At 60.1% G+C, this 24,999-nt stretch carries 18 protein-coding genes; 4 read left to right on the top strand and 14 right to left on the bottom strand.

From position 1 onward, the window contains the following. Positions 1–244 precede the first annotated feature (244 nt). The 14 genes from BN1137_RS03140 to BN1137_RS03080 form a co-directional block, all read right to left on the bottom strand. Positions 245–1,375: a ribosomal protein uL16 3-hydroxylase gene (locus BN1137_RS03140; RefSeq protein ID WP_050717215.1), complete on the bottom strand. Its 1,131-nt coding sequence runs from the start codon at positions 1,373–1,375 to the stop codon at positions 245–247. Positions 1,376–1,527: 152 nt separating this feature from the next. Next, positions 1,528–2,898: an adenylosuccinate lyase gene (purB, locus tag BN1137_RS03135; RefSeq protein WP_050717214.1), complete on the bottom strand. Its 1,371-nt coding sequence runs from the start codon at positions 2,896–2,898 to the stop codon at positions 1,528–1,530. A gap of 190 nt (positions 2,899–3,088) precedes the next feature. Beyond that, a complete protein-coding gene (gene hflD / locus BN1137_RS03130) occupies positions 3,089–3,700 on the bottom strand; it encodes a high frequency lysogenization protein HflD (RefSeq protein WP_050717213.1) in 612 nt (203 codons plus the stop codon). A 256-nt stretch (positions 3,701–3,956) separates the two neighbouring features. Beyond that, positions 3,957–5,063, bottom strand: coding sequence for a tRNA 2-thiouridine(34) synthase MnmA (gene mnmA, locus BN1137_RS03125; RefSeq protein WP_050717212.1), 1,107 nt, complete (start codon positions 5,061–5,063; stop codon positions 3,957–3,959). A gap of 157 nt (positions 5,064–5,220) precedes the next feature. Next, positions 5,221–5,688, bottom strand: coding sequence for an NUDIX hydrolase (locus BN1137_RS03120; protein WP_050717211.1), 468 nt, complete (start codon positions 5,686–5,688; stop codon positions 5,221–5,223). Between the two features lie 26 nt (positions 5,689–5,714). Further along, the gene (locus BN1137_RS03115) at positions 5,715–6,701 is read right to left on the bottom strand and encodes a pseudouridine synthase (RefSeq protein ID WP_050717210.1); all 987 of its coding nucleotides are present in this window, start codon (positions 6,699–6,701) and stop codon (positions 5,715–5,717) included. An 88-nt stretch (positions 6,702–6,789) separates the two neighbouring features. Continuing rightward, on the bottom strand, positions 6,790–7,557 hold the full coding sequence (locus BN1137_RS03110; RefSeq protein ID WP_050717209.1) for a PTS sugar transporter subunit IIA: 768 nt from the start codon (positions 7,555–7,557) through the stop codon (positions 6,790–6,792). Continuing rightward, the gene (locus BN1137_RS03105; RefSeq protein WP_050717208.1) at positions 7,558–7,863 is read right to left on the bottom strand and encodes a PTS fructose transporter subunit IIB; all 306 of its coding nucleotides are present in this window, start codon (positions 7,861–7,863) and stop codon (positions 7,558–7,560) included. 222 nt (positions 7,864–8,085) lie between these two features. Beyond that, complete coding sequence (uhpT, locus tag BN1137_RS03100) at positions 8,086–9,492, bottom strand: hexose-6-phosphate:phosphate antiporter (protein ID WP_050717207.1); 1,407 nt, start codon at positions 9,490–9,492, stop codon at positions 8,086–8,088. Positions 9,493–9,917: 425 nt separating this feature from the next. After that, complete coding sequence (locus BN1137_RS03095) at positions 9,918–11,825, bottom strand: PTS fructose transporter subunit IIABC (RefSeq protein ID WP_050717206.1); 1,908 nt, start codon at positions 11,823–11,825, stop codon at positions 9,918–9,920. Between the two features lie 482 nt (positions 11,826–12,307). After that, complete coding sequence (locus BN1137_RS03090) at positions 12,308–12,706, bottom strand: GNAT family N-acetyltransferase (RefSeq protein ID WP_083443343.1); 399 nt, start codon at positions 12,704–12,706, stop codon at positions 12,308–12,310. 436 nt (positions 12,707–13,142) lie between these two features. Further along, positions 13,143–14,288, bottom strand: a complete 1,146-nt coding sequence (locus BN1137_RS22260; RefSeq protein ID WP_157433606.1) for a hypothetical protein — start codon at positions 14,286–14,288, stop codon at positions 13,143–13,145. Between the two features lie 388 nt (positions 14,289–14,676). Next, positions 14,677–14,952, bottom strand: a complete 276-nt coding sequence (locus BN1137_RS03085; RefSeq protein WP_050717205.1) for a hypothetical protein — start codon at positions 14,950–14,952, stop codon at positions 14,677–14,679. A 418-nt stretch (positions 14,953–15,370) separates the two neighbouring features. Then, on the bottom strand, positions 15,371–16,591 hold the full coding sequence (locus BN1137_RS03080) for an ROK family transcriptional regulator (RefSeq protein WP_050717204.1): 1,221 nt from the start codon (positions 16,589–16,591) through the stop codon (positions 15,371–15,373). A 119-nt stretch (positions 16,592–16,710) separates the two neighbouring features. Here BN1137_RS03080 and BN1137_RS03075 point away from each other — a divergent pair, with 119 nt between their 5' ends. The 4 genes from BN1137_RS03075 to BN1137_RS03060 all read left to right on the top strand — a co-directional run bounded on the left by BN1137_RS03075 (position 16,711) and on the right by BN1137_RS03060 (position 24,938). Next, entirely contained in the window at positions 16,711–19,989 is a 3,279-nt protein-coding gene (locus tag BN1137_RS03075; RefSeq protein WP_050717203.1) for a DUF5107 domain-containing protein, read from the top strand. Between the two features lie 72 nt (positions 19,990–20,061). Then, positions 20,062–21,513 (top strand): sugar porter family MFS transporter, encoded by a 1,452-nt coding sequence (locus BN1137_RS03070; protein ID WP_050717202.1) that lies wholly within the window; start codon positions 20,062–20,064, stop codon positions 21,511–21,513. After that, positions 21,510–22,364 (top strand): aldose 1-epimerase, encoded by an 855-nt coding sequence (locus BN1137_RS03065; protein ID WP_083443342.1) that lies wholly within the window; start codon positions 21,510–21,512, stop codon positions 22,362–22,364. The genes BN1137_RS03070 and BN1137_RS03065 overlap by 4 nt, the downstream gene beginning before the upstream one ends. Positions 22,365–22,634: 270 nt before the next feature. Next, entirely contained in the window at positions 22,635–24,938 is a 2,304-nt protein-coding gene (locus BN1137_RS03060; protein WP_050717200.1) for an Ig-like domain-containing protein, read from the top strand. Positions 24,939–24,999: the final 61 nt, after the last annotated feature.

The following is a 24,999-nucleotide window of genomic DNA, read 5'->3' as shown; positions in this document are numbered from 1 at the left end:
CGATCGGATGTTGTTTAATAACAAGCAACTGACCAAGTGCTCAATGAGGGGAGGGAAGAGAGCGCTTGCTGGCCGAGCCGCCCCCAAGTGTAGCCAGCCGCAGGGGCGTCGTGAGTCATTGGCGAAGATTGCCGCCCATCCCGACAGCCTGATCAGGGCAAATCCGCCTCGATGGACATAAAAAAGCGCCGCTGAACATCAGCGGCGCTTTTTCTTTATTGGCTCTGACGCAGACGGCCAGGTCTTAGCCGAAGAACCAGTAACCGCGGTTGACCAAGCGGGTCAGCAGTTGCAGGAAGCCGGCCTGATCGGCGAGATCCACCATGTCGGCCTGGGTGACCATGTCCTTGTCACACAGCAGGGAAATGGCGGCCGCGTCTTCACTCTGCAGAGTCCAGGCTTCGCCGTCGATGTAGCACTGCTGGGCATCGCCGCTGAACCAGACAGATCGCAGGCCCGGTACCTTGATGGCAGGCTCGCCCTGGGTCAGCAGGTCGGCGATCTCCTCGGCGCTGTAGTCGGGCTCGACCGGATTGACATCCAGATCGTGCTTGGCCTCGGAGATCATGGTGCCGAACCACTCCTTGAACAGGGTCTCGTCGTCCAGCGCCTGCTGCATCAATTCCCGCAGGCGATGCAGCTCATGGGGCAGGATCTCGCCGTGGCGGGCGCGGGGCTTGAGATCCGCATCGCCGTAACGCTCGGTGCGCACCTCGTTGTCGATCAGGTGATCGGCAAAGGAGGAGATAAGCGCCTTTGCATCAGGCGCGCGGAAGCCCACCGAGAAGTTCAGGGACGGCTCGATGGCATAGCCCTCGTGGGGGAATCCAGGCGGGATGTAGAGGATATCGCCCGGCTCCATGATGACGTCGATGATCGCCTCGAACGGCTCGCAGTGCAGCAGGGCCGCGTGGGCGGCGAACTCGCTGCGAGGCGTCGCATCGCCGACGCGCCAGTGGCGCTTGCCCTGACCCTGGGTGATGAAGACGTCGTAGTTGTCGATGTGGGGGCCGACACCACCGTGGGGGGTGGAGAAGCTCACCATCACATCGTCAAAACGCCAGCCCGGGATGAACTGGAACGGCAGCGCCAGCTCGTGTACCTCGGGAGCCCAGTGGTTGCAGGCCTGCACCAGCACGGTCCAGTTCTCTTCTCCCAGGTGATCGTAGGATTCGAAGGGACCGTGAGCGGCGGCCCACTTGCCGTCGAAGCGGGTCACCAGACGGGATTCGATGGTCTCTTCCATGGCCAGACCCGCCAGCTCGTCCGGGCTGATGGGATCCTGGAAGTTCTTGAAGCCGCCCTTGATGAGCAGCGGGCGCTTCTGCCAATGGTGCTCGAGGAAGTGAGCGATATCCAGATTGAGTTCGTACATGGTGCTTCTCGTATCTTGTGAGAGATCTTGCCCAAACCGGGTTTGGGCAAGATCTCTGGTATGGCCCAATAGCAGCTAACGCCATCGAATGGGCCAAAATGAACAGGGGCCCTGCCGCAATGACAGGGCCCCCGTGGTATCGGTTTACCCGCTTACTTCAGCAGATCCACCAGACGCTGAGCCTGGCCGAGGTAGTTGGCCGGGGTCAGCTTCTTGAGCTCCACCTTCACGTCCTCGGGCAGTTCGAGGGTGTCGATAAAGGTGCGCATGCCTTCGGCGTCGACGCGGCGACCACGGGTCAGCTCCTTGAGCTTCTCGTAGGGCTTCTCGATGCCGTAGCGGCGCATCACGGTCTGGATAGGCTCGGCCAGCACTTCCCAGTTGGCATCCAGATCGGCGGCCATGGCGGCGGCGTTGGCTTCCAGCTTGGAGATGCCCTTCAGGGTCGCCTGATAGGCGATCAGCGAATAACCGACGGCGACACCGAGGTTGCGCAGCACGGTCGAGTCGGTCAGATCACGCTGCCAGCGGGAGATAGGCAGCTTGCTCGCCAGATGCTGGAACACGGCGTTGGCCAAACCCAGATTGCCTTCGGAGTTCTCGAAGTCGATGGGGTTGACCTTGTGCGGCATGGTGGAGGAGCCAATCTCGCCGGCGATGGTGCGCTGCTTGAAGTGGCCCAGGGAGATGTAGCCCCACACGTCCCGGTCGAAGTCGATGAGGATGGTGTTGAAGCGGGCCATGGCATCGAACAGCTCGGCGATGTAGTCGTGCGGCTCGATCTGGGTGGTGTAGGGGTTCCAGGACAGGCCCAGCGAGGTGACGAACTGCTCGGAGAACTGGTGCCAGTCGATTTCCGGGTAGGCGCTGACGTGGGCGTTGTAGTTGCCGACCGCGCCGTTGATCTTGCCCAAGATCTCGACGGCCATGATCTGCTTGTACTGACGCTCAAGGCGATAGGCGACGTTGGCCATCTCCTTGCCCATGGTGCTCGGGGTCGCTGGCTGACCGTGGGTACGGGACAGCAGCGGCATGTCGCGGTACTCATGGGCCAGGCGCTTGATCTCTCTAATCAGCTTCTCGCAATAAGGCTTGATCACCTCTTCGCGGGCCGTTTTCAGCATCAGGCCGTGGGAGTTGTTGTTGATGTCTTCCGAGGTGCAGGCGAAGTGAATGAATTCGCTGACGGCGGCGAGCTCCGGGTTCACTTCCACTTTTTCCTTCAGGAAATACTCCACCGCTTTCACATCATGGTTGGTGGTGCGCTCGATCTGTTTGATGCGGGCGGCGTCACTCTCGCTAAAGTCGTGGACTATGCCATCGAGCAGGGCGTTGGCGGCCGCACTCAGGGCAGGGACTTCCGGGATCCCGACGTGGCTTGCCAGTTTTTGCAACCAGCGCACCTCGACTTCGACGCGAAAACGCAGCAGGCCGAATTCGGAGAAGATAGGGCGCAGGGCATCGGCCTTGTCGCCATAACGACCGTCAATCGGGGAAACAGCAGTCAGCGCGGACAGCTCCATGGGGTGAACTCCTGATGATTGGTGTGGGGGATTCTCATCAACTCGCGCTCCTGTTGCGAGGCCGTTATCAAGGCTCATGTGCTGCTCGCTTGTTGGTAACCGAGAGTTCTCATTTATCGACATAAGCTCCGGTACCTGTGCTGCGCTTCACCTTGCTTCCGACCTCTCACGACGGTGCTCGAGCCGATTCTTAAAAACGTTTGGCCAATTCCACCATCTTCTTGCGAGCGAAGATGATCTGGGTACGGCTGCCGCCAAGCTGGCGCCACAGCACGCAGGCCCGGATGCCCGCCAGCAGCAGGGCACGCACCTTGTGCTGCACCAGCGGCTGCTGCAGGAACAGCGGGGTACCCGCCACCTGGATCCTGGGGCCAATCGGGCTGATAAGATCGCTGTAGATGCTCGCCATGTTGGCCAGGATCTGCTCGTCGAGCAGATCGAAATGCTGCTGCTGGCGACCGATCTGGCTGATCCGCTCCCCCAGCATGTTAAGGATGTCCTTGCGCTTGGCGAGCTTGCGCTCCAGCGCAATCAGGCTCACCACGTAGCGGGTCAGCTCGGCATTCTTCTGGCTGCCGTCGGCGCCGAGTTGTTCCACCAGGGCGCGGTAGCCATCGCGGATGGCGAGGTGGCTGCCAAACACTTCCAGCGGCTGCTTGGGGTCGGTCACCAGCACGCTGGAGAGACTCTCACGCAGGGAGGCCTCGTCACAGGTGCCGTCACGGGCCACCTTCTGCACCAGGTAGGCCGCCTGGCAGATGCCGGCAAAGGCCATGGTTCTGTCTTGGAATTTGTCGCTCATAGGTTCACGGCCCTGTTTTGTTCATTCACTGGCTGATGCCGCAGCAGGCCATGATCCGACCTTGGAATTTGTCGCTCATACATTCACGGCCCTGTTTTGTTCATTCACCGGCTGATGCCGCCGCAGACCCTGATCCAGCCTTGAAATCTATCGCTCATCTGGTCGCGGTCTTGTTCTGTTCGTTCGCACCGGCTGGCTGCAGCCCGGTGCTGGATTACTGACGAAGGCCGCGTATAGGGCGGCCTTCGTTATTCATTTACACCGGATGGCTGAAGCGCTGCTCTATGATGCCGCCGCCCAGACACTCTTCCCCGTCGTAGAAGACGGCGGATTGACCCGGCGTCACCGCAGCCTGCTTCTCGTCGAAGATGACCCTGATGGTCTCATCGTCGATGGGCTGGATGAGGCAGGGGATGTCTTCCTGGCGGTAGCGGGTCTTGACGGTGCAGCGGCGCGGCGCGCGAATGGGGGTGCGATCTACCCAGTGCAGCTGGCTGGCGATGAGGCCATCGGAGTAGAGACGGGGATGTTCCCCTTGCGCGACGATCAGGGTGTTGCGCTCCACTTCCTTGTCGACCACGTACCAGGCTTCTTCGGTGGCGTCTTTGCGACCGCCGATGCCGAGGCCCTTGCGCTGACCCAGGGTGTGATACATCAGGCCCTGGTGCTCGCCGATCACCTTGCCGTCCACGGTTTCGATGGGGCCGGGCTGGGCGGGCAGGAATTTCGCGAGGAAGTCCTTGAACTTGCGCTCACCGATGAAGCAGATACCGGTGGAGTCCTTCTTCTTGGCGGTGATGAGATCGAGCTGCTCGGCGATGCGGCGCACCTCCGGCTTCTCCAGATCCCCGACCGGGAACAGGCTCTGACCCACTTGAGTTTCGCTCAGGGTGTAGAGGAAGTAGCTCTGATCCTTGTTGCCATCGAGACCCCGCAGCAGGCGCGGGCGGCCGGTGCTGTCGTCACGGCGCACATAGTGGCCGGTGGCGATGTAGGTAGCACCCAGCTCTTCGGCGGCAAATTCCAGGAACGCCTTGAACTTGATCTCCTTGTTGCACAGGATATCCGGGTTCGGGGTGCGCCCGGCCTTGTACTCGGCCAGGAAGTGTTCGAACACATTGTCCCAGTACTCGGCGGCGAAGTTGATGGTGTGCAGCTTCATGCCCAGCTTGTCGCAGACGGCTTGAGCGTCAGCCAAATCCTGGGAGGCAGAGCAATACTCGTCCGTGTCGTCTTCTTCCCAGTTCTTCATGAACAAGCCTTCGACCTGATAGCCCTGCTGCTGGAGCAGGTAGGCCGAGACGGAAGAGTCCACACCGCCGGACATGCCGACGATCACCTTGATTTGGCTGTTGTCTGTCATTAGTCGAAGTTACCAGTTCGTTTAAACGGGGCGTATTCTACCAGAATTTCGCGCCCCCGGTCACATATCCATGCCAGCATCCCGTAGCGGGTTGTTGTGACAGGAAATCGTTTTTCTGTTTGTCGGCACCATGATGAAAAAATGGCGTCAAACGACCTCAGATAAAGGCCTTAAGCGCCGACAGCGGCAGGCGGGTTCCCGCCAGATAATCCTGGATGCATTGCCACACCAGGGGGCTGCGCAGGGCCGGTTTGCACTCGGCTATCTCGTCCAGGGTGAGCCAGTGGCAGGCCAGCACATCGCCGTCAGGATCCTCTGGATGGTGCTGACCCGGCGCCTTTTCAAGGTCGAAGATGACGGCGGTGCGCACGAAGGTGGCCTCGCTGTCCGCCGGCTTGAACAGATAGACCCCTAGCCAGGCGCTGGGGGCGGCGGTGAGTCCCGTCTCCTCTTTCAGCTCGCGGCAGGCGGCCTCAAGCAGGTTCTCGCCAGGTTCCACATGACCGGCGGGCTGGTTGAAGCGGCGCTGGCCCGCTATCTCCTCTTCCACCAGCAGGAAGCGACCCTGCCAGTGCACCAGGGCGGCCACCGTCAATCTGGCCGGCAGCGGGGGGTGATCAATCATAAGGACTCCTTGTCTCGTGCGTTGATTCAGGATTGGCCGTTGCCGTTGCCGTTGCCGTTGCCGCCGCGAGCCGGACGACGGGCCGTGCCACGTCCCGAGCCGCGGGGCTTGCCGTCCGCCGGTTGGGCGGGACTTGATGAGGCGAGGCCGCGATCGGCGCCATGGGGCCTGCTGCTTTTTACTGCTGTAGTAGTGTCTCGCGCTGCCTTTGGCCTGCTTTGATTGCGTGATTTATCGCTAGATTGATTGTTTGTAGTCGATCTCACCGCCCTATCCGGCGTTCCCGGGCCGTCCCGACGAGCCGTATGGGTGCGAGGAAGGGCTGCCAGCTCGGGGGCGGGCAGGGCGCGGCTCTGGCCAGGGGCCAGATCGTCGAGGTTCCAGTCACCGATGGCGTAGCGAATGAGGCGCAGGGTGGGGTGACCGATGTGGGCGGTCATGCGCCGCACCTGGCGGTTGCGCCCCTCCACTATCTTGATCTCGAGCCAACAGGTGGGGATCTCCTTACGCTCGCGAATGGGCGGGTTGCGCGGCCACACCACGGGCTCACTCATGATCCGCGCCCCGGCGGGCAATGTCATGCCGTCGTTCAGCTCTACCCCGGCGCGCAAGTTAGCCAGCGCTTCCTCGCTCGGAATCCCTTCCACCTGCACCCAATAAGTTTTGGGGGTCTTCTCCCCCGGCTGGGTGAGGCGAGCCTGCAGCTTACCGTCGTTGGTGAGCAGCAAGAGCCCCTCGCTGTCGCGGTCCAGCCGGCCGGCGGCATAGATGCCGGGCTCGCTGATGTAATCCTTGAGGGTCTCGCGCCCCCCTTCGTTGGTGAACTGGCACAGCACCATGTAGGGCTTGTTTAGCAGCAGCAACTTGCGATCCGCCGGTGCCACCTGGGGTTTTTGCTCGCCCTGGCCGCCACTGCGTGAACGCTCGGGTTTGACGATCACCGCCCCCTTGGTGGGCCGACCGGCGCTGGCGGGTCGGTTGGTGAGGGAGAGGCGGGGACGGGCAGGTTTCATCGAATGCGCACCAAAAGCAGGGAATGCGCGATTGTATCACAGGGGGTTGTCTGCGGGATGAATGAGGGGCGCCCCGCAGGGTGCATCCTTAGCTCAGCAAGCCTTCGATGACGATGGCCTGACGGGTGGGGGCCGAGCTTGCGTGCAGCAACGCCGTGCTGACCGTTTCGTCCATCAGGGCGCGGGCCAGGCGGGTGAGGGGGCGCAGCTGCTCGGGGACGAGCCCGGTCGGGATCGCCAGCAAGATGATGCTCTCCACCGGTCCCAGCGTTGAGCCCCACTCGATGGGCTCGGCGCAGCTGAGCAGCGAGAGGGAGGGCTGGCGGATGGCAGGGCAGATCACGTGGGGCATGGCGAGGCCCGGCCTGATGATGGTGGCGGCGAGCCGCTCGCGGCTATCGATGGCCTGCTCCAGCACGGGTCTGTCACGGAGCAGCTCGGCGGGCAGCAAGTCCACCAGCACCCTCAGCGCCAGCGCCTTGTCGAGGGGGGCGTTAGCGTGACCGAGCTGAGCCAGTGAGAAGCAGTAGTCGGGCTGGGCATCGCGCAGCCGCTGTTCGGCCTGAGCGGCGGTGGCGGGTCGACCGAGCGGTTGGCCGAGCTCGACGCACCAGCAGGTGAACGCCATGTGGGCGAGCTCGGCGTCCAGTCCCTCGATCAGCAATTGGCAGAGATCGCCGGGTTGGGTGGCCAGGGTGAGCAGGGCGAGCTGGTTGGTCGCCCCTACGCTCTGGCGGCGCGTCACATTGATGAACTGGATATGGGACTTGAACAGTCCCGCCAGTCGGCAGAGCTGTTTGGCCTGAGTGATGGTCAGGCCTTGGCGACAGCAGAAGGTGAGCTCGCGGCGCAGCATTCAGGCGCCGAGGGTCGCGGCTTTGAGCACGGCAATCGCATCGATCAGCACGGATTCCAGCGATACCTGGCGCAGGGGGCAGCCGAGGAAGCGCTCCTTCTGCTCAATCTCGATATCGGAGGCGATCAGCACCAGATCGGCGGCGGCGATGTCCCGTGCGGTCAGCACGTTCTCCAGCCCCATGGCGCCCTGGGTCTCGACCTTGATCTTCAATCCCAGCTTGTCGGCGGCTTTTTGCAGTGCCTCGGCGGCCATATAGGTGTGGGCGATGCCGGTGGGGCAGGCGGTGACGGCGAGGATCTTCATCGGTTCTCGAAGCAAATTGAGGTGGGGCAACAAGATAGCGCCAAGGGCCCGATTTTGCCAAAGGTGCGGGCGAAAAGTGGGATCTTGGCGGCGCTCTGCTGGCAGGAGGCAAGGGGGATGGGGGCAATGTGGCGTCATTTGCTGACGGTGGCAGCCCGCCATAAAAAACGGCCCGCCTGAAGGCGAGCCGAATGCACACTACGGAGTGAAACTCTTTGTCTATCAGGCGGGCTGGGTCGCCAGCTCGGCGGCTTTCAGCTCGCGCTTGATACGGCGGATCTTGCGCTCCTCGGCCACGGCCACGCAGGCCATCAACACCAGGCAGGCGGCGGCGGCCATGTCCAGCGCCGCGAAGGTGCCATCCCAGCCGGTCAGGCCGAAGATGGGAGTGCCGTCGGCGATCATGCCCAGGCCCAGCTTGGCGAAGCTGTCACCGATGAGGTAGGCGAAGGTGCCCTTGACCCCGTCGGCCACGCTGATGCCCTGTTTCGGCACGAAGCCCACGGCAGCGACGCCGATCAGCAGTTGCGGGCCGAATACCAGGAAGCCCAGGGTGAACAGGGAGCCCAGGAACATGAACTGGGTGGTGGCGTGCTGATAGAGACCCAGGGTCGCGATGATCAGCGCCAGTGCCACGCAGGCCACCAGGCCGCGACGACCGTTCGCCAGATCGGAGAGATAACCCCACATCAGGGTACCGACCAGGGCGCCCACTTCGAAGAAGGTGAAGCCCTGGATGGCGATCTCCTTGGAGAAGCCGAGCTCCTGATGGGCGTAGACGGTGGACCACTGGTCGATGCCGATACGCACCACATAGAGGAAGATGTTGGCGAAGCACAGCAGCCAGATCACCTTGTTCATCAGCACGTACTTGACGAAGATCTGGCCCTTGGTCAGCTTCTGCTCCTCGGTGGCGATGTCCTCTTCGCTGGCGACCTCGTCAAACAGCTCCTCCACCTTGCCAAGGCCATAGGCCTCCGGCGAATCGTTGCCAAAGCGCAGGCCGATAAAGCCGACGACCAGCGCGATGATGGACGGGAAGATAAACATGCCGAGCACGTTGCCATCGAACAGGTAGTTGGCACCGAACAGTGCCACCCCGGCCGCGCCGGCGCCGCCCACGTTGTGAGAGAGGTTCCACATGCCGAGGTATGTGCCGCGCTTGTTGCGGGGAGTCCACTTGGTGATGGTGGAGTAGCTGCAGGAGCCGCCACAGCTCTGGAAGAAGCCGCTCAGGGCATAGAAGAAGATCATGAAGTAGAGGCTAAACCCCGTGCCGCCCATGCTGGCGCTGAAGCCCAGCATGCAGAGGGCGGAGAGGATCAGCATCAGCGGCAGGAACTGCTTGGTGTTCTTGCCATCGGCATAGTAGGAGACCAGCGTCTTGCCCACCCCGTAGGTGATGGAGAAGCCAAGGCCTATCATGCCGAGCTCGGTCATGGAGAGACCGTACTCCTGTATCATGTCGTTCTGCGCAATGTTGAAGTTCTTGCGGATCAGATACATGGTCAGATAACCAATGAATACAACCAGATAAGATTGCATAAAGGGCTTGAACCAGAGCTTGCGCCGGGCTTCGACCGGCAGGTCCAGGGTGGGGACCCGGACCTGTTGGAGCAATTTCAACATCTTCGTTCATCCTCTGCGAGATAGACGGAATTTCCGCCGCGCCCCTCGTTTATTCAGTGGTTGATGCTTCAACCGGTTATAAGAGGTCACGCCACGGAAAGGCCAACGGGGAAGCGGGGCTGCCCAGTCGATTGAACCTGTGCCCGGCACCTTGCGTCTGCGAAGGGGCGGGTCACTACATCAGGTGGGACGACTGTAATGAGGCGCAGCCGGGAGGGCGTGAGAGCCATCCCTAGGGGAGATAGGAAAATTTCCTAGTTTGGCGGGATCTGGCCGCGAAGTGTGAAGGGGATCACGGGATGGCTGGTCGATAAGCGGGTCTGTGTGTTGTGGGAGGGAAGCTGCACGCAGGCAATAGAGGCAATAAAAAAGAGGCCACCCCGGGGTGGCCTCTGGCTTTCTGTGAGAAGAAAGGCGTGAGAACGTCAGGCGGCCTTGGCCAGCGCGGTCTCGTCCGTCTTCTTCACCCGCAGTTTTTTCAGGGCGACCGCCACCACACCGGTGACGATGGCGCCACAGATCATGCAGAGCAGGGCCAGCAGCGGCTTGTTGACGGCGCCGAGCAGGGCGACGATGGGGCCACCGTGGGCCACGCTGTTGGTGATGCCAAACAGGAAGGCCATGACGGCGGCGGTCATGCTGCCCAGCATGTTGGCCGGAATGACGGCGAGCGGATCGCGGGCGGCGAACGGAATGGCGCCCTCGGAGATCCCCACCAGACCCATGGCACCGGCGGCCTTGCCTGCCTCAATCTCGCTGGCATCGAAGATACCCAGCTTGCGACCGAGCACGGTAGCCAGTGACATGCCGAGCGGCGCGGCCGGGATGGCACAGGCCATGGCGCCCATAAACTGAGTCTGGCCGGAGGCAATCATGCCCACGGAGAACAGGAAGGCCACCTTGTTGACTGGGCCACCCATATCAAAGCCCGCCATGCCACCCAGCACGATACCGAGCAAGACCAGGCTGCCACCGCTCATGGAGAGCAGCATGGCGTTCAGGCCGGTCATCATGTCGGCGATGGGGGCACCGATGATGAAGATGAACACAGCGGCGATAAACAGCGAGCCGACGATGGGGGCGATGAGGATCGGCACCAGCGGCTGCACCATCTTGTGGTACTGGCGGGTGGCAATCCAGCGCACCAGATAACCGACCAGCAGGCCCGCGATGATGGCACCGATGAAGCCGGTACCGGCGTCGGCGCCGTAGAAGCTGCCGTTGTTGGCGATCCAGCCGCCAATAAAGCCGGGAGCCAGGGCCGGGCGATCACCGATGGCGTAGGCGATGTAACCGGCGAGGATGGGGATCATCAGGGTGAAGGCGGCGACCCCCACGTTGAGGATCTGGTTCCACATGCTGCCTGCCGGGATCTGCATGCCGCTTGGGGTTGGATCGCCGCCGATGGCGAGCGCCAGGGCAATCAGCAAGCCCCCCGTGACCACAAACGGGATCATGTGGGAGACGCCGTTCATCAGGTAGCGGTAAAGATCCGAGGTGCCGCCTGCGCTCTTCTCCTCGCTCTTGCGCTCATCCTTGTCCGCCACATAGGCAGGAGCCTTGAGCGCCTGCTCGATCAGCCCCTTGCCGTCTTTGATGGGAGCCTTGACCCCGGTCTTGATCAGCGGCTTGCCGTTGAAGCGGGCCATGTCCACCTGCTTGTCGCAGGCCACCACGATGGCGCTGGCGCGGGCAATTTCGGCCGCGGTCGGGCTGTTCTTGACGCCGATGGAGCCGTTGGTCTCCACCTTCACCTCGTAACCCAGCTCCTTGGCGGCGCGCTCAAGAGACTCGGCGGCGAGATAGGTGTGGGCGATGCCGGCCGGGCAGCCGGTGACCCCGATGATGAAGCCCTTGTCGGCAGCCGGAGCGGCTACCGTCTCTTCCTTCTTCTCGAGCAAGAGCGCCAGTGCCTCGGCCGAAGTCTTGGCGGCCAGCAAATTAGCAATGAAACCCTCTTCAATCAGCTTGGCGGAGAGCTCAGCCAGCACCTCGATATGGTGATTGGCGCCACCCGCCGGGGAGGCAATCATGAAGAATAGGCGGGACGGCTTGCCATCCTCGGCGCCGTAGTCGATGCCGGCGCGGCTGATGCCGATGGCCACCGCCGGGGTGCTCACCGCCGTGCTCTTGGCGTGGGGCAGGGCTACCCCTTCCTCGAAGCCGGTGTTGTCCAGCTCTTCTCGGGCCCACAAGTCCTTGATGAACTGCTGCTCGTCGCTGACCTTGCCTTGCGCCGCCAGCAGACGGGCCATCTCGCTGAAGACCTCTTCCTTGCGGCTGGCCTTTAAATCGAGCGCGATCAGCTGCTCGTTGATAAGGGTGGTGATCATGGTGTTCTCCCCGCTCCTCGCTGGAGCCTGTTGGCATCGTTTCCCGGGTCTAGTTGACCACGACAGGTTCAGCCCCGGGACATGCAGACAAATTTGACCCTCCTATTATGGTGGGGGAGAAGGATCAACCCTATCGGACAAAACTGCGAAATACTGGATTTTTGTGCGCCATCACCTTGAGTGTGACCCCGATCTCACAGCAGACCAGCTGACAAAATGGGTTTATATTGAACCACGGAATGATTTTTTATAGTTAAAAATCAATCAATTGAAGATATGTATGCCGATGCGGAGCAGCCATGGAGCCTGCTTTCACTGGGGCGAGAGGAACTGTGTTCCTGTAAATTTGTGAGGTAAGAAGAGACTTCAGGATGTGAGCCAGTGCACATAAATAGCGATTATCAGGGTAAGAGGAGGGGGCAAGGTGGAGAAAAGTCGTTAGCCATCGGGCAGCAGCCGTGTGGATGGTGGCTGGAGGTGGATTAAAAGTAGGTTGGCGGTTCACTGATATAGTGCGACAGCCCAAGGGAGAAATGAATGCAATCACCGCTCTGGATGCGTCTATAGCCCCGCCTCTCGTAGAAGTGATGGTCGATATCCGCATGCAGAAACGTTGCGACTGTATTGGGATCACTCAGGAGCATATTTGTCACGGCGCGCAGCAGATGGGCGCCAAACCCTTGTCCCCTCATCGCAGGCGTCGTTGCCAGTGAACCTATGCCAAAACAGCCCTGGCCAAGGCCAAAGCTGTCCCGATAGACGATAAGGGACGAAACGGGTTGCCTGTAAGAATGGTAGCGTAATATGCTGAATTTATGGTTCATACGATTCTTTATGCTGTCGTGATGTTCTTTCTCTTTATTCGCCACCAACCCTGCCATTTTCCCCTGATTTCTTTCGAATGCTCATCAAGTGATGGACAAGCCATGTTATCCCCGCATAAGCAGCGGCAGAAAAAACAATGACCAGATAGAGGCGCCGGCCGCTGGCGAGAACAAATCCATATGGAAGTCATGCCGGATAAAGGCGAGGAGCAAACCGACAGGTTCCGTAATGGTTAGACCAGATCTAAAGATAGAGAGAAACACCCTTTATTTTTTGAGTTTCTTCATTTTTGTTTATTTTGATTTCGCACCATTATTAATGGCGGTGCTTGAAAAGCAGGATTATATCTCTAGGTGAGCGGTGGGTTTCACTTCGTCCAGCGCCAACCTACGCAACCTGTAGATTGGCGCTGAGCTTGCAAGATTCAACACACGAAATATTATAATGGATGGCTTCAATAGGTAGTGATATTATTTTATATGGATAATAGTTTTAGATGTCAACATGATCTGTTTTTAATATATTTTCAAGTAAACACTCCACCTTATAAAATCTCGTCATCTTATAATGTTTTACGAAACCTTCATCTACACTATCAAAGTGTGGAGTTGATTCTTGCTCAGTTTTTTCAGTACTGTCTATTGTATTAAGCAATTGCCAGGAAATAGGTTTTGTAAGATTAAAATTTTCTTTTAGTTTTGCACAAAACCCACTTAATTGAACTAATGCTCGGTCAGGAGGGAACACAAAGTTAATACCAATTTTACTATGCCTCAATTGAGGTGTTTTTGTTGAAAAATAACTAATTCCGGAAACATTGGATTTCTCTTTACTAATCCATTGCAAAAGCAAGTTAGGAATTATGTATTCGATGTTAAAGTTACCACCATTGAATGCTCTATTATAGCTACAGGCTATCAATAATGGATACATAACAATATAGGCATTTTGAAGATCTACATTTCCGTCATGTTCATCATCCTCAGGAAAGAATAAGTTCTCAAACTCTGTTTTTTTTAGTGTTTCCAATGAATATGAAAAATTAATAACGCTAACACTTTCTTCATTCACGCATTCATATCGTGAAAGATACATTCTATTAAGATCTGGCTTACCCATTTCTTGCCAACATACATAAATTGATGTGCCTAAATATAAACATGGTAATCCGGCTATAGAATATCTCTGAGTTCCAACGAGGTGACGTAAATGGAATGGGATATGAAACATATCTTTGCGTTCTGAAAGTTCATGGTCTGAGCATCTAACTCGATATAACTTATCATCGGACTTTAAAAAATGCTGTATGTCTCTTACTAATTTAGGGATGTTATCTTTAATAATAGGTAAATCCATTAATCTTTCAAAGGCATCGTAGGCGCTACCTGCATTACCAGATAAGTATTCATCAAGAGACATTATTATTTGTTCGCAAACGCGCTCTAATTTTGATGTGTTATCATGCAAATAGGCCTCTACGGAACCAATTTTTTGGAGCTTTCTAATTCTGTCTAAATAGTTGTCAAGCCTATCTTTTAAATCATCTCGATAATTTGTTTTGTAAGGTTCATAGATGAATGGTTGTTTTAATTTATACCCTTGCAATAACTTATTCAATACTTTTTGAAAATCACTCATCTTATAAAAACACCCTAGTTTATTATTACTTTTAATGATCGATGACCGTATGTCGATTAACGTAGCGTAACCGGACTGTCGCGAAAGTATGATCAAGACTCTTCAGGTCTTTATCGGACAGGCTACTGCCCTAAGTTTAAATCTCCAACATGCTGCTTTTGCCCCCGCGAATGATCCGGTGAAGAATGATAGACCCGTGTCATGAATGGAGATCCGTAATTAGATTGGTAGCCAAGTGGAGCATCTTAACCAAGGTGTCAGAAGAGCAAAACAGGGAGCCGATAAAAACTGGCTCAGGATCAACAAATCGATTATTAGCAGGGTGCTATTTGCACAATCCGGGTCGACTCGACTAACCGCAGACGAGCCAACAGTTTGAGAACAAGGCTTAATACTCGAGAAATTTCTCGCCGCAGCGCTCGCAGATCAGGTGCCGCACATGGGTGGTCTGATAGGCCAGGGTCGAGCCAAATGCCCAGTTGGTGATGGTGCTGGCACGAAAGGCATGCCAGAAGGCCTTGGATTTCTCCTTGGGCATGATGTCCTGGCTGTGATCGCGGGGGACCAGCACCACCAGATGGCGGGTTCGCTCACCGCACTGATCGCAGGGATGGATCTCGCTCTGCGGCTCTGTCTGCTGTTGATCTTTGCTCTGGGTGCTCATCTTGATCCGGGCTCTTTAACTGGGTGATGGGCCCATCATATTCTTCTCCCCTTGGCACTCCTATCACCGATGGACAGAGACTCCCCATGCGGGGGGAAGATTCAGGCTATGCCCGCTTATCCCTATCGGAGGGGCGTCCCACTACTGTTCGCCTAATCGCGGGGGCTATCAGGTACTGCTGGGCCCGGCTCTGCTTTCTTGATGGTGCCTGGGTCATACTCTACGCGGAGCTACAACGGGGCTGGATCATGGATGCGGATGGCTGGGTCTGCACTTGCGCCAGCGGTGTTTCACCATTGGGCTTGGGTCGGCCAACCCATAGCCCATAGATAGCGCCAAGCCGGCTGTTGCAGAAAGGATGGCTGGCAGGACGCCAGCCATCCTTGCGGGTGTGGACAAGGGCTACGCGGGGTAATCCTTATTTGTCGAAGCGCTGGTTGCCGGCCTGGCCGTGTTCCAGCGCCCGCTCCACATAGAGATAACCGATGCCCATCACCTGCTGCGCGCGATCGAGCTGGCCGAAGCGGATATGCGTCTGATTGACCACATCGCTGCAGTCGAACGGGTTGGCGCCGGTCTGGTTGACGATGGTTTGCAGCCAGTGGTCGCCAAAGTCACAGCTGCGGCCATAGAGGTAGATGCGGTTGATGTTGAGGATGTTGAGGAAGTTGTAGAGGCTCAGGCCGATGGCTCTCGCCCCCTCGTCCACCAAGGTGCGGATCATGGTGTTCCCCTGTCGATAATGGGCGATCAGCTGGGCCGTGCTGAGCTCTCCCCTGGTGAGCGGCGTGGCGTCGTCGCCGGTGTGCTGCTTGAGAAAGATCCGCGCCCGCTTCTTGATGGCGAAGAGCGAGGCCACAGTCTCCAGGCAGCCGTAGCGGCCACAGACGCAGGCGCTGCCATCCGGATCTATGATGGTGTGGCCTATCTGGCCACTGCCAAAGAGCGCGCCCCGGTAGATCTGGCCGTTGATGATGAAGGCCGAGCCGATGCCGTAATCGACGTTGATGACGCACAGATCCCTGCGCTCTTCCTGGCCCTGCCACTTTTGTGCCAGCGCCAGCATGGTGCAGTCGTTATCCACCATCACCTCGCAGCCGAGGCGCTCCTCCAGCAGGTATTTGAGTTCGACCGGGGCGTGCCAGGGCGCCTGCGGCATGGTCTGGGAGACGCCGGTCGCCGGGTTGACCTGGCCATGCACCGCCAGCGCCAGCCGGATCGTCAATCCCTTATGGCGGCGCTTGTGCTGGTAGTAGCACTCTTCGATCAGGCGCAGCAAGGCGTCCGGCGTCTGGGGGGCTATCTGTTGGCCGTTGAATGTGTCAAGCGGCGCTATCTGGCTGTCTACCAGGATGCTCTCCAGGCTGGTGGGGCTGATATTCAGGCATAGAATGGCCCCGCTGCCGCTCGCGATGCGATAGCTGCCGCCGCTGATGCCGCGCTGGGAGAGATTCAGGGCGCTGTGGCTGATGGCGCCCTCGGCGGCGAGCTCGTCGAGCACCTTGCTGACCGCCGGAATTGAGAGCTCGCTGTGGCGGGCGAGGGTCGATTTGCTCGCCTCCTTGAGGCGGTAGAGCAGCGCCAGCAGTACCCTTTTGTTGTGCTGACGCACCTTCTGGTTGTTCAAGCCGGTGATCATCTCTTTACTAAACTCCGCTTACTGTATTGCGTGACCTTTCAGCGATACGCGCCGTAATGCTCATTCTAAACTCGCCTCACTGAAACATTTACTAATTAATGTTTAATGAGGCGAGCGAAATGAGAGCTGATGTAAATGTCTGGGTTGAAGCCGTTACCCTGCCGACCTACGAGGTCGGTGCCGAAGATCCGAACCCCATGTTTCTCGAGAAGCGGGTCTATCAGGGCTCCTCGGGCGCCGTCTATCCCTATGGCGTGATCGACACCCTCACCGGCCAGAAGCAGATGAAGACCTATCAGGCGGTCTGGCTGGAGAACGACTTCATCAAGGTGATGCTGCTGCCCGAACTTGGTGGCCGCATCCATCGCGCCTACGACAAGGTGATGCAGCGCGACTTCGTCTACTACAACGAGGTGATCAAACCCGCGCTGGTGGGCCTGGTGGGGCCCTGGATCTCTGGTGGCATCGAGTTCAACTGGCCGCAGCACCACAGACCGACTACCTACATGCCGGTAGATTTCACCATCCAGGAGAGGGATGGCGGCGCCAAAACCGTCTGGCTGGGAGAAGTGGAGGCGATGCGCGGCCTGCAGGTGATGGCCGGTTTTACCCTCTACCCGGACAAGGCGCTGATCGAGATCACCGGCAAGGTGTTCAACGGCAACGACACCCCACGCCACTTCCTGTGGTGGTCCAACCCGGCCGTCAAGGGAGGCGACGATCACCAGAGCGTCTTCCCGCCCGATGTCACCGCCGTCTATGACCACGGCAAGCGTGACGTCAGCGCCTTCCCCATCGCCCACGGCACCTACTACAAGGTGGATTACTCCGCAGGGGTAGATATCTCCCGTTACCGCAACATTCCGGTGCCGACTTCCTACATGGCGGACAAGTCTGGCTACGACTTTGTCGGCGCCTACTGCCATGGCGAGCAAGGTGGCCTGCTCCACGTGGCGGATCACCACGTCTCGCCGGGCAAGAAGCAGTGGAGCTGGGGCAGCTGTGATTTTGGCCTCGCCTGGGATCGCAACCTGACCGATGACAACGGCCCCTATATCGAGCTGATGACCGGGGTCTACACCGATAACCAGCCCGATTTCACCTGGCTGGATGCGGGGGAGGAGAAGATCTTCGTCCAGAACTTCCTGCCATATAACACCCTGGGCACCCTGCAAAACGCGAACACCCGCGCCGCGCTCAAGCTGGAGCGCGTCGAGGACGGGCTGCTGTGCGGCGTTTACGCGATAGCCCCGCTGTGTCGGGTGCGCTTCGAGGTGAGCGATGAGAGCGGCGTGTTGCTGAGCCAGCCCATCGAGCTGCAACCGGGCCAGGTCTGGCTGGAGCAGGTTGCCATCACCAGCGAGGCGCGCCTGAGGGTGCGGCTGCTGGATGAGTACGACCAGGTCATCTTGAGTTATCTGGAGCACGAGCCCGCGGGCGAGGCGTTGCCGGATCCGGCGACGGCGCCACTGCCCGCGCGGGAGCTGGAGTCGGTCGATGAGCTCTATTTCATCGGTCAGCATCTGGAGCAGTACCTGCACGCGAGCCGCTCGCCGTTCGACTACTACCTGCGTGCGTTGGCGCTGGATGGCGGGGATTATCGCTGCAACCTGGCGCTGGCCACCCTCGAATACAACCGTGCTAACTACGAGCAGGCCTTGAGCCATGCCGACAAGGCGTTGGCGCGGGCCCATCGTCTCAACAAGAACCCCCAGTGCGGCAAGGCGAGCCTGATGCGCGGCCATATCGGGGAGCGTCTCGGCCAGTTCGATGCCGCCTTCGACGACTTCCACAAGGCGACCTGGAGCGGCAACTGCCGGGACAGCGGTTTCCATGGCCTGGCCCGCATCGCCATGGTGCGCCGGGATCCGGCGCAGGCGCTGCAATTTGTCGAGCGCAGCCTGGCCGTGAACGGTACCCACTACGGCGCCATCGCCCTCAAGGCACTTGCCTTGCTGGAGTGCGGCGAGCGCGAGGAGGCACTGGGCTACATCGACGAGCAGCGAGTGTGCTATCCGCTGCACTACCAGCTCGCCTTCCTGCGCTGGCTGGCCAGCGAGCAGGCGGCGGATCTCGAGGCGCTGCGCACCCTGTGCAACGGCCGCGGCGTGAACCTCTGTTTCCTCGCGAGCAACCTGCTGGAGCTGGGTCGCCCCGAGCTGGCGCAACGGCTGCTGGCCTCAGTGCCGGTGGAAGAGACGCTGCCGCTGCTGTTCCAGGCCAGCCTGCTGCCCGAAGGCGAGGCGCAAGCGGCGCTGCTGGCGCGGGCGGAGCAGGCGTTTGCTCACAAGGTGCGTTTCCCCAATACCTTGGGGGAGGTCGCCATGCTCGAGCGGCTGCCAAACAGCGGGTTCGCCCAGTACCTGCTGGGGTGCTTCCACTACAGCAAGCGTCGCTACGAGCAGGCCATCGCCCTGTGGCAAGGGGTCTGTGAACGAGCGCCGCAGTTCGCCGGTGCCTGGCGCTGCCTCGGCATCTACCACTTCAACAAGAGCGGCGATCTGGCAGTGGCTGAGCACTGTCTGAGCCGCGCCTTCGCGCTGCGCGATGATGATGCCCGCCTGCTGTTCGAGCTGGATCAGCTGCACAAACGCAGCGGCATGGCGCCCGCCGAACGACTGAGTCTGCTGGAGGTGCACCGCAGCGTAGCCCTCAAGCGCGACGATCTGACCGCCGAACTGCTCAGCCTCTACCACATCGAGGGCAAACTGGAGGCGGCGGCCGAGATATTGCGACTACGCGAGTTCCATCCCTGGGAAGGGGGTGAGGGCAAGGTGACGGGGCAATACCTCATCAACCAGCAACGGCGCGCGTTGGCGCTGATGGCACTGGGGAATCACCAGCAGGCTATCTCGCTGCTGCAACAGGCGCTGCACTATCCCCTCAACCTGGGGGAAGGGCGCCTGGTGGGTCAAACCGACAACGACATTCACTTCCTGCTGGCGCTCTGCCATCAGGCCTGTGACAACCAGAGCCTGGCCGAGCAGAGCCTGCAACTGGCCTGCCTGGGGGAGGGGTCGTTGGGGGCGAGCCGCTACTACAACGATCAGCCGGTGGACTACCTCTTCTACCGTGGAATGGCGCTGGCCCGCCTCGGCCGGACGCAGGAGGCCCAGGATCTGTTCTCGGGCATGGTGGCCTGGGCTGACGAGGTCATGAACGAGCGGGTCGAGGCGGATTTCTTCGCCGTCTCCCTGCCCGATCTCATCGTGCTCGACGACGATCCTCAACAGAAACACCGTCAGCACTGCTTGCTGGTGCGCTCGCTCGGCCTGCTGGGACTGGGCCGCGAGGAGGAGAGTGAGCAAGCCCTGATGGCGCTGCTCGCCCTGAACCCGGCCCACGACAAGGAGCACTTGCTGCGCCTCGTCAGCCGCCTGCCTCGTCTCCACCCATAACAACAAAATGGCGCCCCGCCAAGGTAGGGGCGCCCTTGCACCCTACAATTCAATTGATAGAGAGATAGCGTCATGGAACACACACAACATCAATTAGATAGCAACAGGCTCAACATGAGCTACATATGGATGATCTGCCTGGTGGCAGCCTGCGGTGGCCTGTTGTTCGGTTATGACTGGGTGGTGATAGGCGGAGCCAAGCCGTTCTACGAGGCCTACTTCGGCATCACGGATCCTTCCCAATCCGGCTGGGCCATGAGCTCGGCGCTGGTGGGCTGCGTGCTGGGCGCCGCCATCTCCGGCTGGTCTTCCGATCGCTACGGCCGCAAGAAGCCGCTGATCCTGGCCGCCGTCCTGTTCACCGTTTCCGCCTGGGGCACCGCCCTGGCGAGCGACTTCGACCTCTTTGTGGTTTATCGCATCATCGGCGGCATAGGTATCGGTCTGGCCTCGGCGCTCTCGCCCATGTATATCGCCGAGATAAGTCCCGCCGACAAACGTGGCAAGTTTGTGGCCATTAACCAGCTCACCATCGTCATCGGCGTGCTGGCCGCCCAGTTGGTGAACCTGATGATCGCCGATCCCGTCGCGAGCCAAGCGACCCAGGCCGATATCCTGGCAACCTGGAACGGCCAGTCCGGCTGGCGCTGGATGTTCGGGGCCGAGCTGATACCCGCCCTGGCGTTCCTGGTGCTGATGTTCTTCGTGCCGGAGTCCCCCCGCTGGTTGGCCAAAGATGGCCAGTATGAGCAGGCCTCCCGCATGCTGAGCAAGATTGGCGGCGATGCCTATGCCAGTCAGACCCTGGCCGAGATCCGCCAGACCCTGGTGGGGGAGACGCACAAGGTTTCCCTTGCCGAACTCGGCAAGCCCTCGGTGCGCCCCATCCTCATCATCGGGATAGTACTGGCGGTGTTCCAGCAGTGGTGCGGCATCAACGTCATCTTCAACTACGCGCAGGAGATCTTCGCCTCCGCCGGCTTTGACATCAACAGCACCCTGAAGTCCATCGTCGCGACCGGCCTCATCAACCTGCTGTTTACCCTGATTGCGCTGCCCATGGTGGACAAGATAGGTCGCCGCAAGCTGATGCTGATAGGCTCCGCCGGCCTCACGCTCATCTATGGCCTGATCGCGGCAGCCTATGCGAACGACGTGCTGGGAATGCCGGTACTGTTGCTGGTGCTGGCGGCTATCGCCATCTATGCCCTGACCCTGGCGCCGGTCACCTGGGTGCTGCTCTCCGAGATTTTCCCGAACCGGGTGCGCGGTCTGGCTATGTCGGCCGGTACCCTGGCGCTGTGGATCGCCTGCTTCGTGCTGACCTATACCTTCCCGCTGCTCAACGCCGGGCTGGGGGCGGCGGGTAGCTTCCTGCTCTACGGCCTAATCTGCTTCGCCGGTCTCGTCTTCATCTACCGCAAGGTGCCAGAGACCAAGGGCGTCACTCTGGAGGCACTGGAAGCACAGCTGGCCCGGGGCAAGGTGGAGCTGACTCCGAACAAGACGAGCACCTCCGCATGACGGTTCATACCTTGAGCAACCCGCATCTTCGGATGCGGGTCTCTTCGCAAGGAGCCTGCCTGCTAGGGTTGGAGGATAGCGAGGGACGTCCCATCCTGCGGGAAACGGATACCACTACCCCGTGGCATCCGGGGCAGAGTGCGTTGTTTCCCATGTTGCCGCTGGCCAATCGGGTGGCGGGCAATGGCTTCGAGTTATGGGGTGAGCAATACCGATTGCCAGAGAGCGAGCTGGATCCCGTGTTCTTCCTGCACGGTGAAGGCTGGTCCCAGCCCTGGCAGACGGTGGCGCAGAGCGGCAGCTCGGTAACGCTGCAACTCACCAGCCACAACGGCCCTTTTCACTATCTGGCCGACATCGACTACCGGCTGAGCGAGCGAAGCCTACTTGCGCGTATCAGCTTGACCCATTTGGGGGCGTTGCCCTGTCTCTATGGCGCAGGATTCCACCCCTTCTTCTGGCGCGACACCCAGACGCAGATCCGCTTTCTGGCGAGTGGCGTCTGGCAGGAGGGGGCGGATCATCTGCCGACGGCCTGGAGCAGCAGGCTCGCGCCGAACCTCGACTTTCGGCACTGGCAGCGCCCGCACGGTTGGCTCAATCACTGTTACGGTGGTTGGCGTGGTCAGGCCGAGCTCGCGCACCCGGCGCAGCAACGGCGCTTGCTCCTGGCGAGTGACGCTGCCTTCCTGATGCTCTATCAGCCCAACGAGGAGTGTGGCTTTGTCTGCCTTGAGCCCCAGAGCCACGCCGCCAATGCGCACCACTTGGCGGGTCACCCCGGTCTGCGGCTGTTGGCGCACGGCGATCGCATGAGTATTGGCATGAGCATCACCCAGCTGGCGTTGTGATGTGGCGGTCTGTTCCCGCCCATGACCGAGGCCCATGAGGGCCTTCGTCATTTGAGCGCCTGGGTGAAAACGCCACCAGGGCGTGGCCTTGGCCGTTAACTGGTCTGTCCTTATCTCCTTTCTTAACCCTGGCTGTCTGCGCCGTGACTTTTGATGGACGGTGGCGGGTCTCATTGCTCTACTCCGCGCCAGGTTCAAATAGCCACCGTGCCGGATGGCCCCGGCTCACCTTGGGTGAACCGGGCATGGAAAGATGAGGGAGAGTGGACAATGAAGTTGGCTAAGTACTTGATGGCGGGCGTGGCGGCGTTGGCGCTGCTGGGGTGTGGTAGTGACGATGACGACTCAACCAATGAGGGACGTCAGCTCTCTGCGCTGCAGATAAGCCCGGGGGATGCCAGGGTGCCCGTCGGCTTCGAGCAGCAGTTTCAGGTCATGGCCGTTTGGGATGACGGCATGGTGCAGGATGTGACGCCGCACCCCAACATCGCCTGGAGCAGCAGCGACAGCGCCGTGGTCACCATAGATGACGATGGGCTGGCCAAGGGCATCAGCCCGGGGACGGCGCTCATCACCACGACCGGCACCGCCAACGGTGAGCCATACAGCGCCACCGCCAGGGTGGAGGTGACCGATGTCTACGTGACCGCGTTGCAGCTGACGCCGGCCAATGCCAAGGTGCCGGTGGGACTGAGTCAACCATTCGTGGCCAGCGCCACCTTCTCTGATGGTCAGACGCGGGATGTGACCACTGCCTCGGCTCTGAGCTGGCGCAGTCAGGACGAGGGGATCGCCACGGTTGGCAATGAGGCCGGCAAGCAGGGGATCGCCACTGGGGTGGCGGTCGGCAGCACGACCATCGACGCTATGGGCAGCGCCAATGGCTCGTCGTTCGCGGCCTCGGCCCCGCTGGCGGTGACCGAGGCGATGGTCACCGGGCTGCATATCCAGGCCCCGCAAGATCCGTTGCCGATGGGGCTGACTGCGCAACTGCATGCCTTTGCCAGCCTGTCTGATGGCAGCGAGCCCATTGAGGTGACCCGCCATGAGGGCCTTGGCTGGAGCAGCAGCGCCCCTGAGGTGGCGAGTATCAGCGAGACCGGGCTGGCCACCGGATTGGCACAGGGGAGCGCTACCATAGAGGCGAGCGGTACCTTCAACGAGGTGCCACTGAGTGCTACCGAGCCGCTCAAGGTGAGCTCGGTGGTCGTCATTCGGCTCGAGGTGCAACCCATTAACAGCCTGGTTCCGGTGGGATTGGAGCAGCCATTCACCGCCACGGCGTATCTGTCTGATGGGACGTCGCTCGACGTCACCGATAACCCCCTCATCCAATGGCGCAGCAGCCATCCCGAGATTGCGAGTGTCAGCAGCCTTGCTGGCAGCAAGGGGATGGTCAGGGGACTGGCGGAGGGAAGCGCCACCATCATGGCGAGCGGCACTGTCGAGGGCACGCCATTCACGGCGTCGGCGCCGGTAACCATCTCGTCGGCCGTGCTGATCAACCTCACCATCACCCCGCCAAGTGCCGCCGTTTCCCTGGGGGCCAAGCAGCAATTTCAGGCCATGGCGACCCTCTCGGATGGAGCGACCCAGGATGTGACCCAGGACGCAGCCATCAGCTGGCGCTCCGATGCGCCCGAGGTGGCGGCAGTCAGCAATGCCGCCGGCAGTCGCGGGGAAGCCACCGGTCTGAGCGAGGGTATTGCGCTTATCAGCGCCGAGATGGCAGGCCTGTCCAGCGTGGCGGCGCCGCTCACCGTCACGCCGCCGGATGCCATCCTCATTGAGCCGCTGCGCAAACAGATCGCCTCCTTGCCGCTCAGTGCCGAGGAGTTTGGGTTCTGGAACCGCACTACCATCAACTCCCCCGAGGGGCAGGTCGCACTCAAGGCGCTGACCGAGCGGGTTTATGGGCAGTTTCAGGACGAATTTGACTTCATCACCGTGCTGATGAACAACGACGCCGTGCCGCCAGGCATGCCCACCGGTGAGTACAGCCACGTCAAGAACGACGTGACGGGCATCGGTCTTGGGATGTTTGACAACACGGCGGCGTTTCACTCGGCCGGCAAGTTGCAAGGCATCTCCTTCCTCTACAAGAAGAAGTACCTGTCGACCTCGACCTACGGGCCCATCTTGCACGAGATGACCCACCGCTGGGCGAACTGGGTGGTGCCGAGCAGCTATCCCGGCCACTGGGGCGCCGAGCTTGGGATCCAGGGACAGCTGAACGATGTGAGCGCCAATTACGCCGACATCGAGCTCTATCTGATGGGGCTCATGGACGCATCCGAAATGACAGATCCGGCCAGCCTCGACGCCTATGGGCTCATCCCGGCGGATCAGAAGCCCAGGGTGCCGACGGCAGCCGACGCGCAGAAGCAGTTTCGGGTGCTGCTGCTGATCCTGTCGAACAGAGCGCTCACCGCCAGCGAGATCAAAAACTACAACGATGGCGCCACCCTGCTGGTGCGCACAGACAATCCGTCCCAAGGTACCAACTTCCACAAGATGACGGGAGGTCGGGGCACCATGGTGATCGGTGAGCTCGATACCTTGCTCAAGCCGTAGCAGCGGCCTGCGAAGGGAGCCGCGAATAACACAGAGACTGATGCCGGGATTGCGGCAAGAC

Source organism: Aeromonas tecta (assembly GCF_000820185.1).
GTDB lineage: Bacteria > Pseudomonadota > Gammaproteobacteria > Enterobacterales > Aeromonadaceae > Aeromonas > Aeromonas tecta.
Note: the sequence above shows the minus strand (reverse complement) of the source record. Positions and strands in the feature narration are given on the sequence as shown.

Coding starts and splice junctions, on each gene's coding strand:
- BN1137_RS03140 (WP_050717215.1), bottom strand. CDS start 1,375: ATGTACGAACTCAATCTGGATATCGCTCACTTCCTCGAGCACCATTGG.
- purB (WP_050717214.1), bottom strand. CDS start 2,898: ATGGAGCTGTCCGCGCTGACTGCTGTTTCCCCGATTGACGGTCGTTAT.
- hflD (WP_050717213.1), bottom strand. CDS start 3,700: ATGAGCGACAAATTCCAAGACAGAACCATGGCCTTTGCCGGCATCTGC.
- mnmA (WP_050717212.1), bottom strand. CDS start 5,063: ATGACAGACAACAGCCAAATCAAGGTGATCGTCGGCATGTCCGGCGGT.
- BN1137_RS03120 (WP_050717211.1), bottom strand. CDS start 5,688: ATGATTGATCACCCCCCGCTGCCGGCCAGATTGACGGTGGCCGCCCTG.
- BN1137_RS03115 (WP_050717210.1), bottom strand. CDS start 6,701: ATGAAACCTGCCCGTCCCCGCCTCTCCCTCACCAACCGACCCGCCAGC.
- BN1137_RS03110 (WP_050717209.1), bottom strand. CDS start 7,557: ATGCTGCGCCGCGAGCTCACCTTCTGCTGTCGCCAAGGCCTGACCATC.
- BN1137_RS03105 (WP_050717208.1), bottom strand. CDS start 7,863: ATGAAGATCCTCGCCGTCACCGCCTGCCCCACCGGCATCGCCCACACC.
- uhpT (WP_050717207.1), bottom strand. CDS start 9,492: ATGTTGAAATTGCTCCAACAGGTCCGGGTCCCCACCCTGGACCTGCCG.
- BN1137_RS03095 (WP_050717206.1), bottom strand. CDS start 11,825: ATGATCACCACCCTTATCAACGAGCAGCTGATCGCGCTCGATTTAAAG.
- BN1137_RS03090 (WP_083443343.1), bottom strand. CDS start 12,706: ATGGCAGGGTTGGTGGCGAATAAAGAGAAAGAACATCACGACAGCATA.
- BN1137_RS22260 (WP_157433606.1), bottom strand. CDS start 14,288: ATGAGTGATTTTCAAAAAGTATTGAATAAGTTATTGCAAGGGTATAAA.
- BN1137_RS03085 (WP_050717205.1), bottom strand. CDS start 14,952: ATGAGCACCCAGAGCAAAGATCAACAGCAGACAGAGCCGCAGAGCGAG.
- BN1137_RS03080 (WP_050717204.1), bottom strand. CDS start 16,591: ATGATCACCGGCTTGAACAACCAGAAGGTGCGTCAGCACAACAAAAGG.
- BN1137_RS03075 (WP_050717203.1), top strand. CDS start 16,711: ATGAGAGCTGATGTAAATGTCTGGGTTGAAGCCGTTACCCTGCCGACC.
- BN1137_RS03070 (WP_050717202.1), top strand. CDS start 20,062: ATGGAACACACACAACATCAATTAGATAGCAACAGGCTCAACATGAGC.
- BN1137_RS03065 (WP_083443342.1), top strand. CDS start 21,510: ATGACGGTTCATACCTTGAGCAACCCGCATCTTCGGATGCGGGTCTCT.
- BN1137_RS03060 (WP_050717200.1), top strand. CDS start 22,635: ATGAAGTTGGCTAAGTACTTGATGGCGGGCGTGGCGGCGTTGGCGCTG.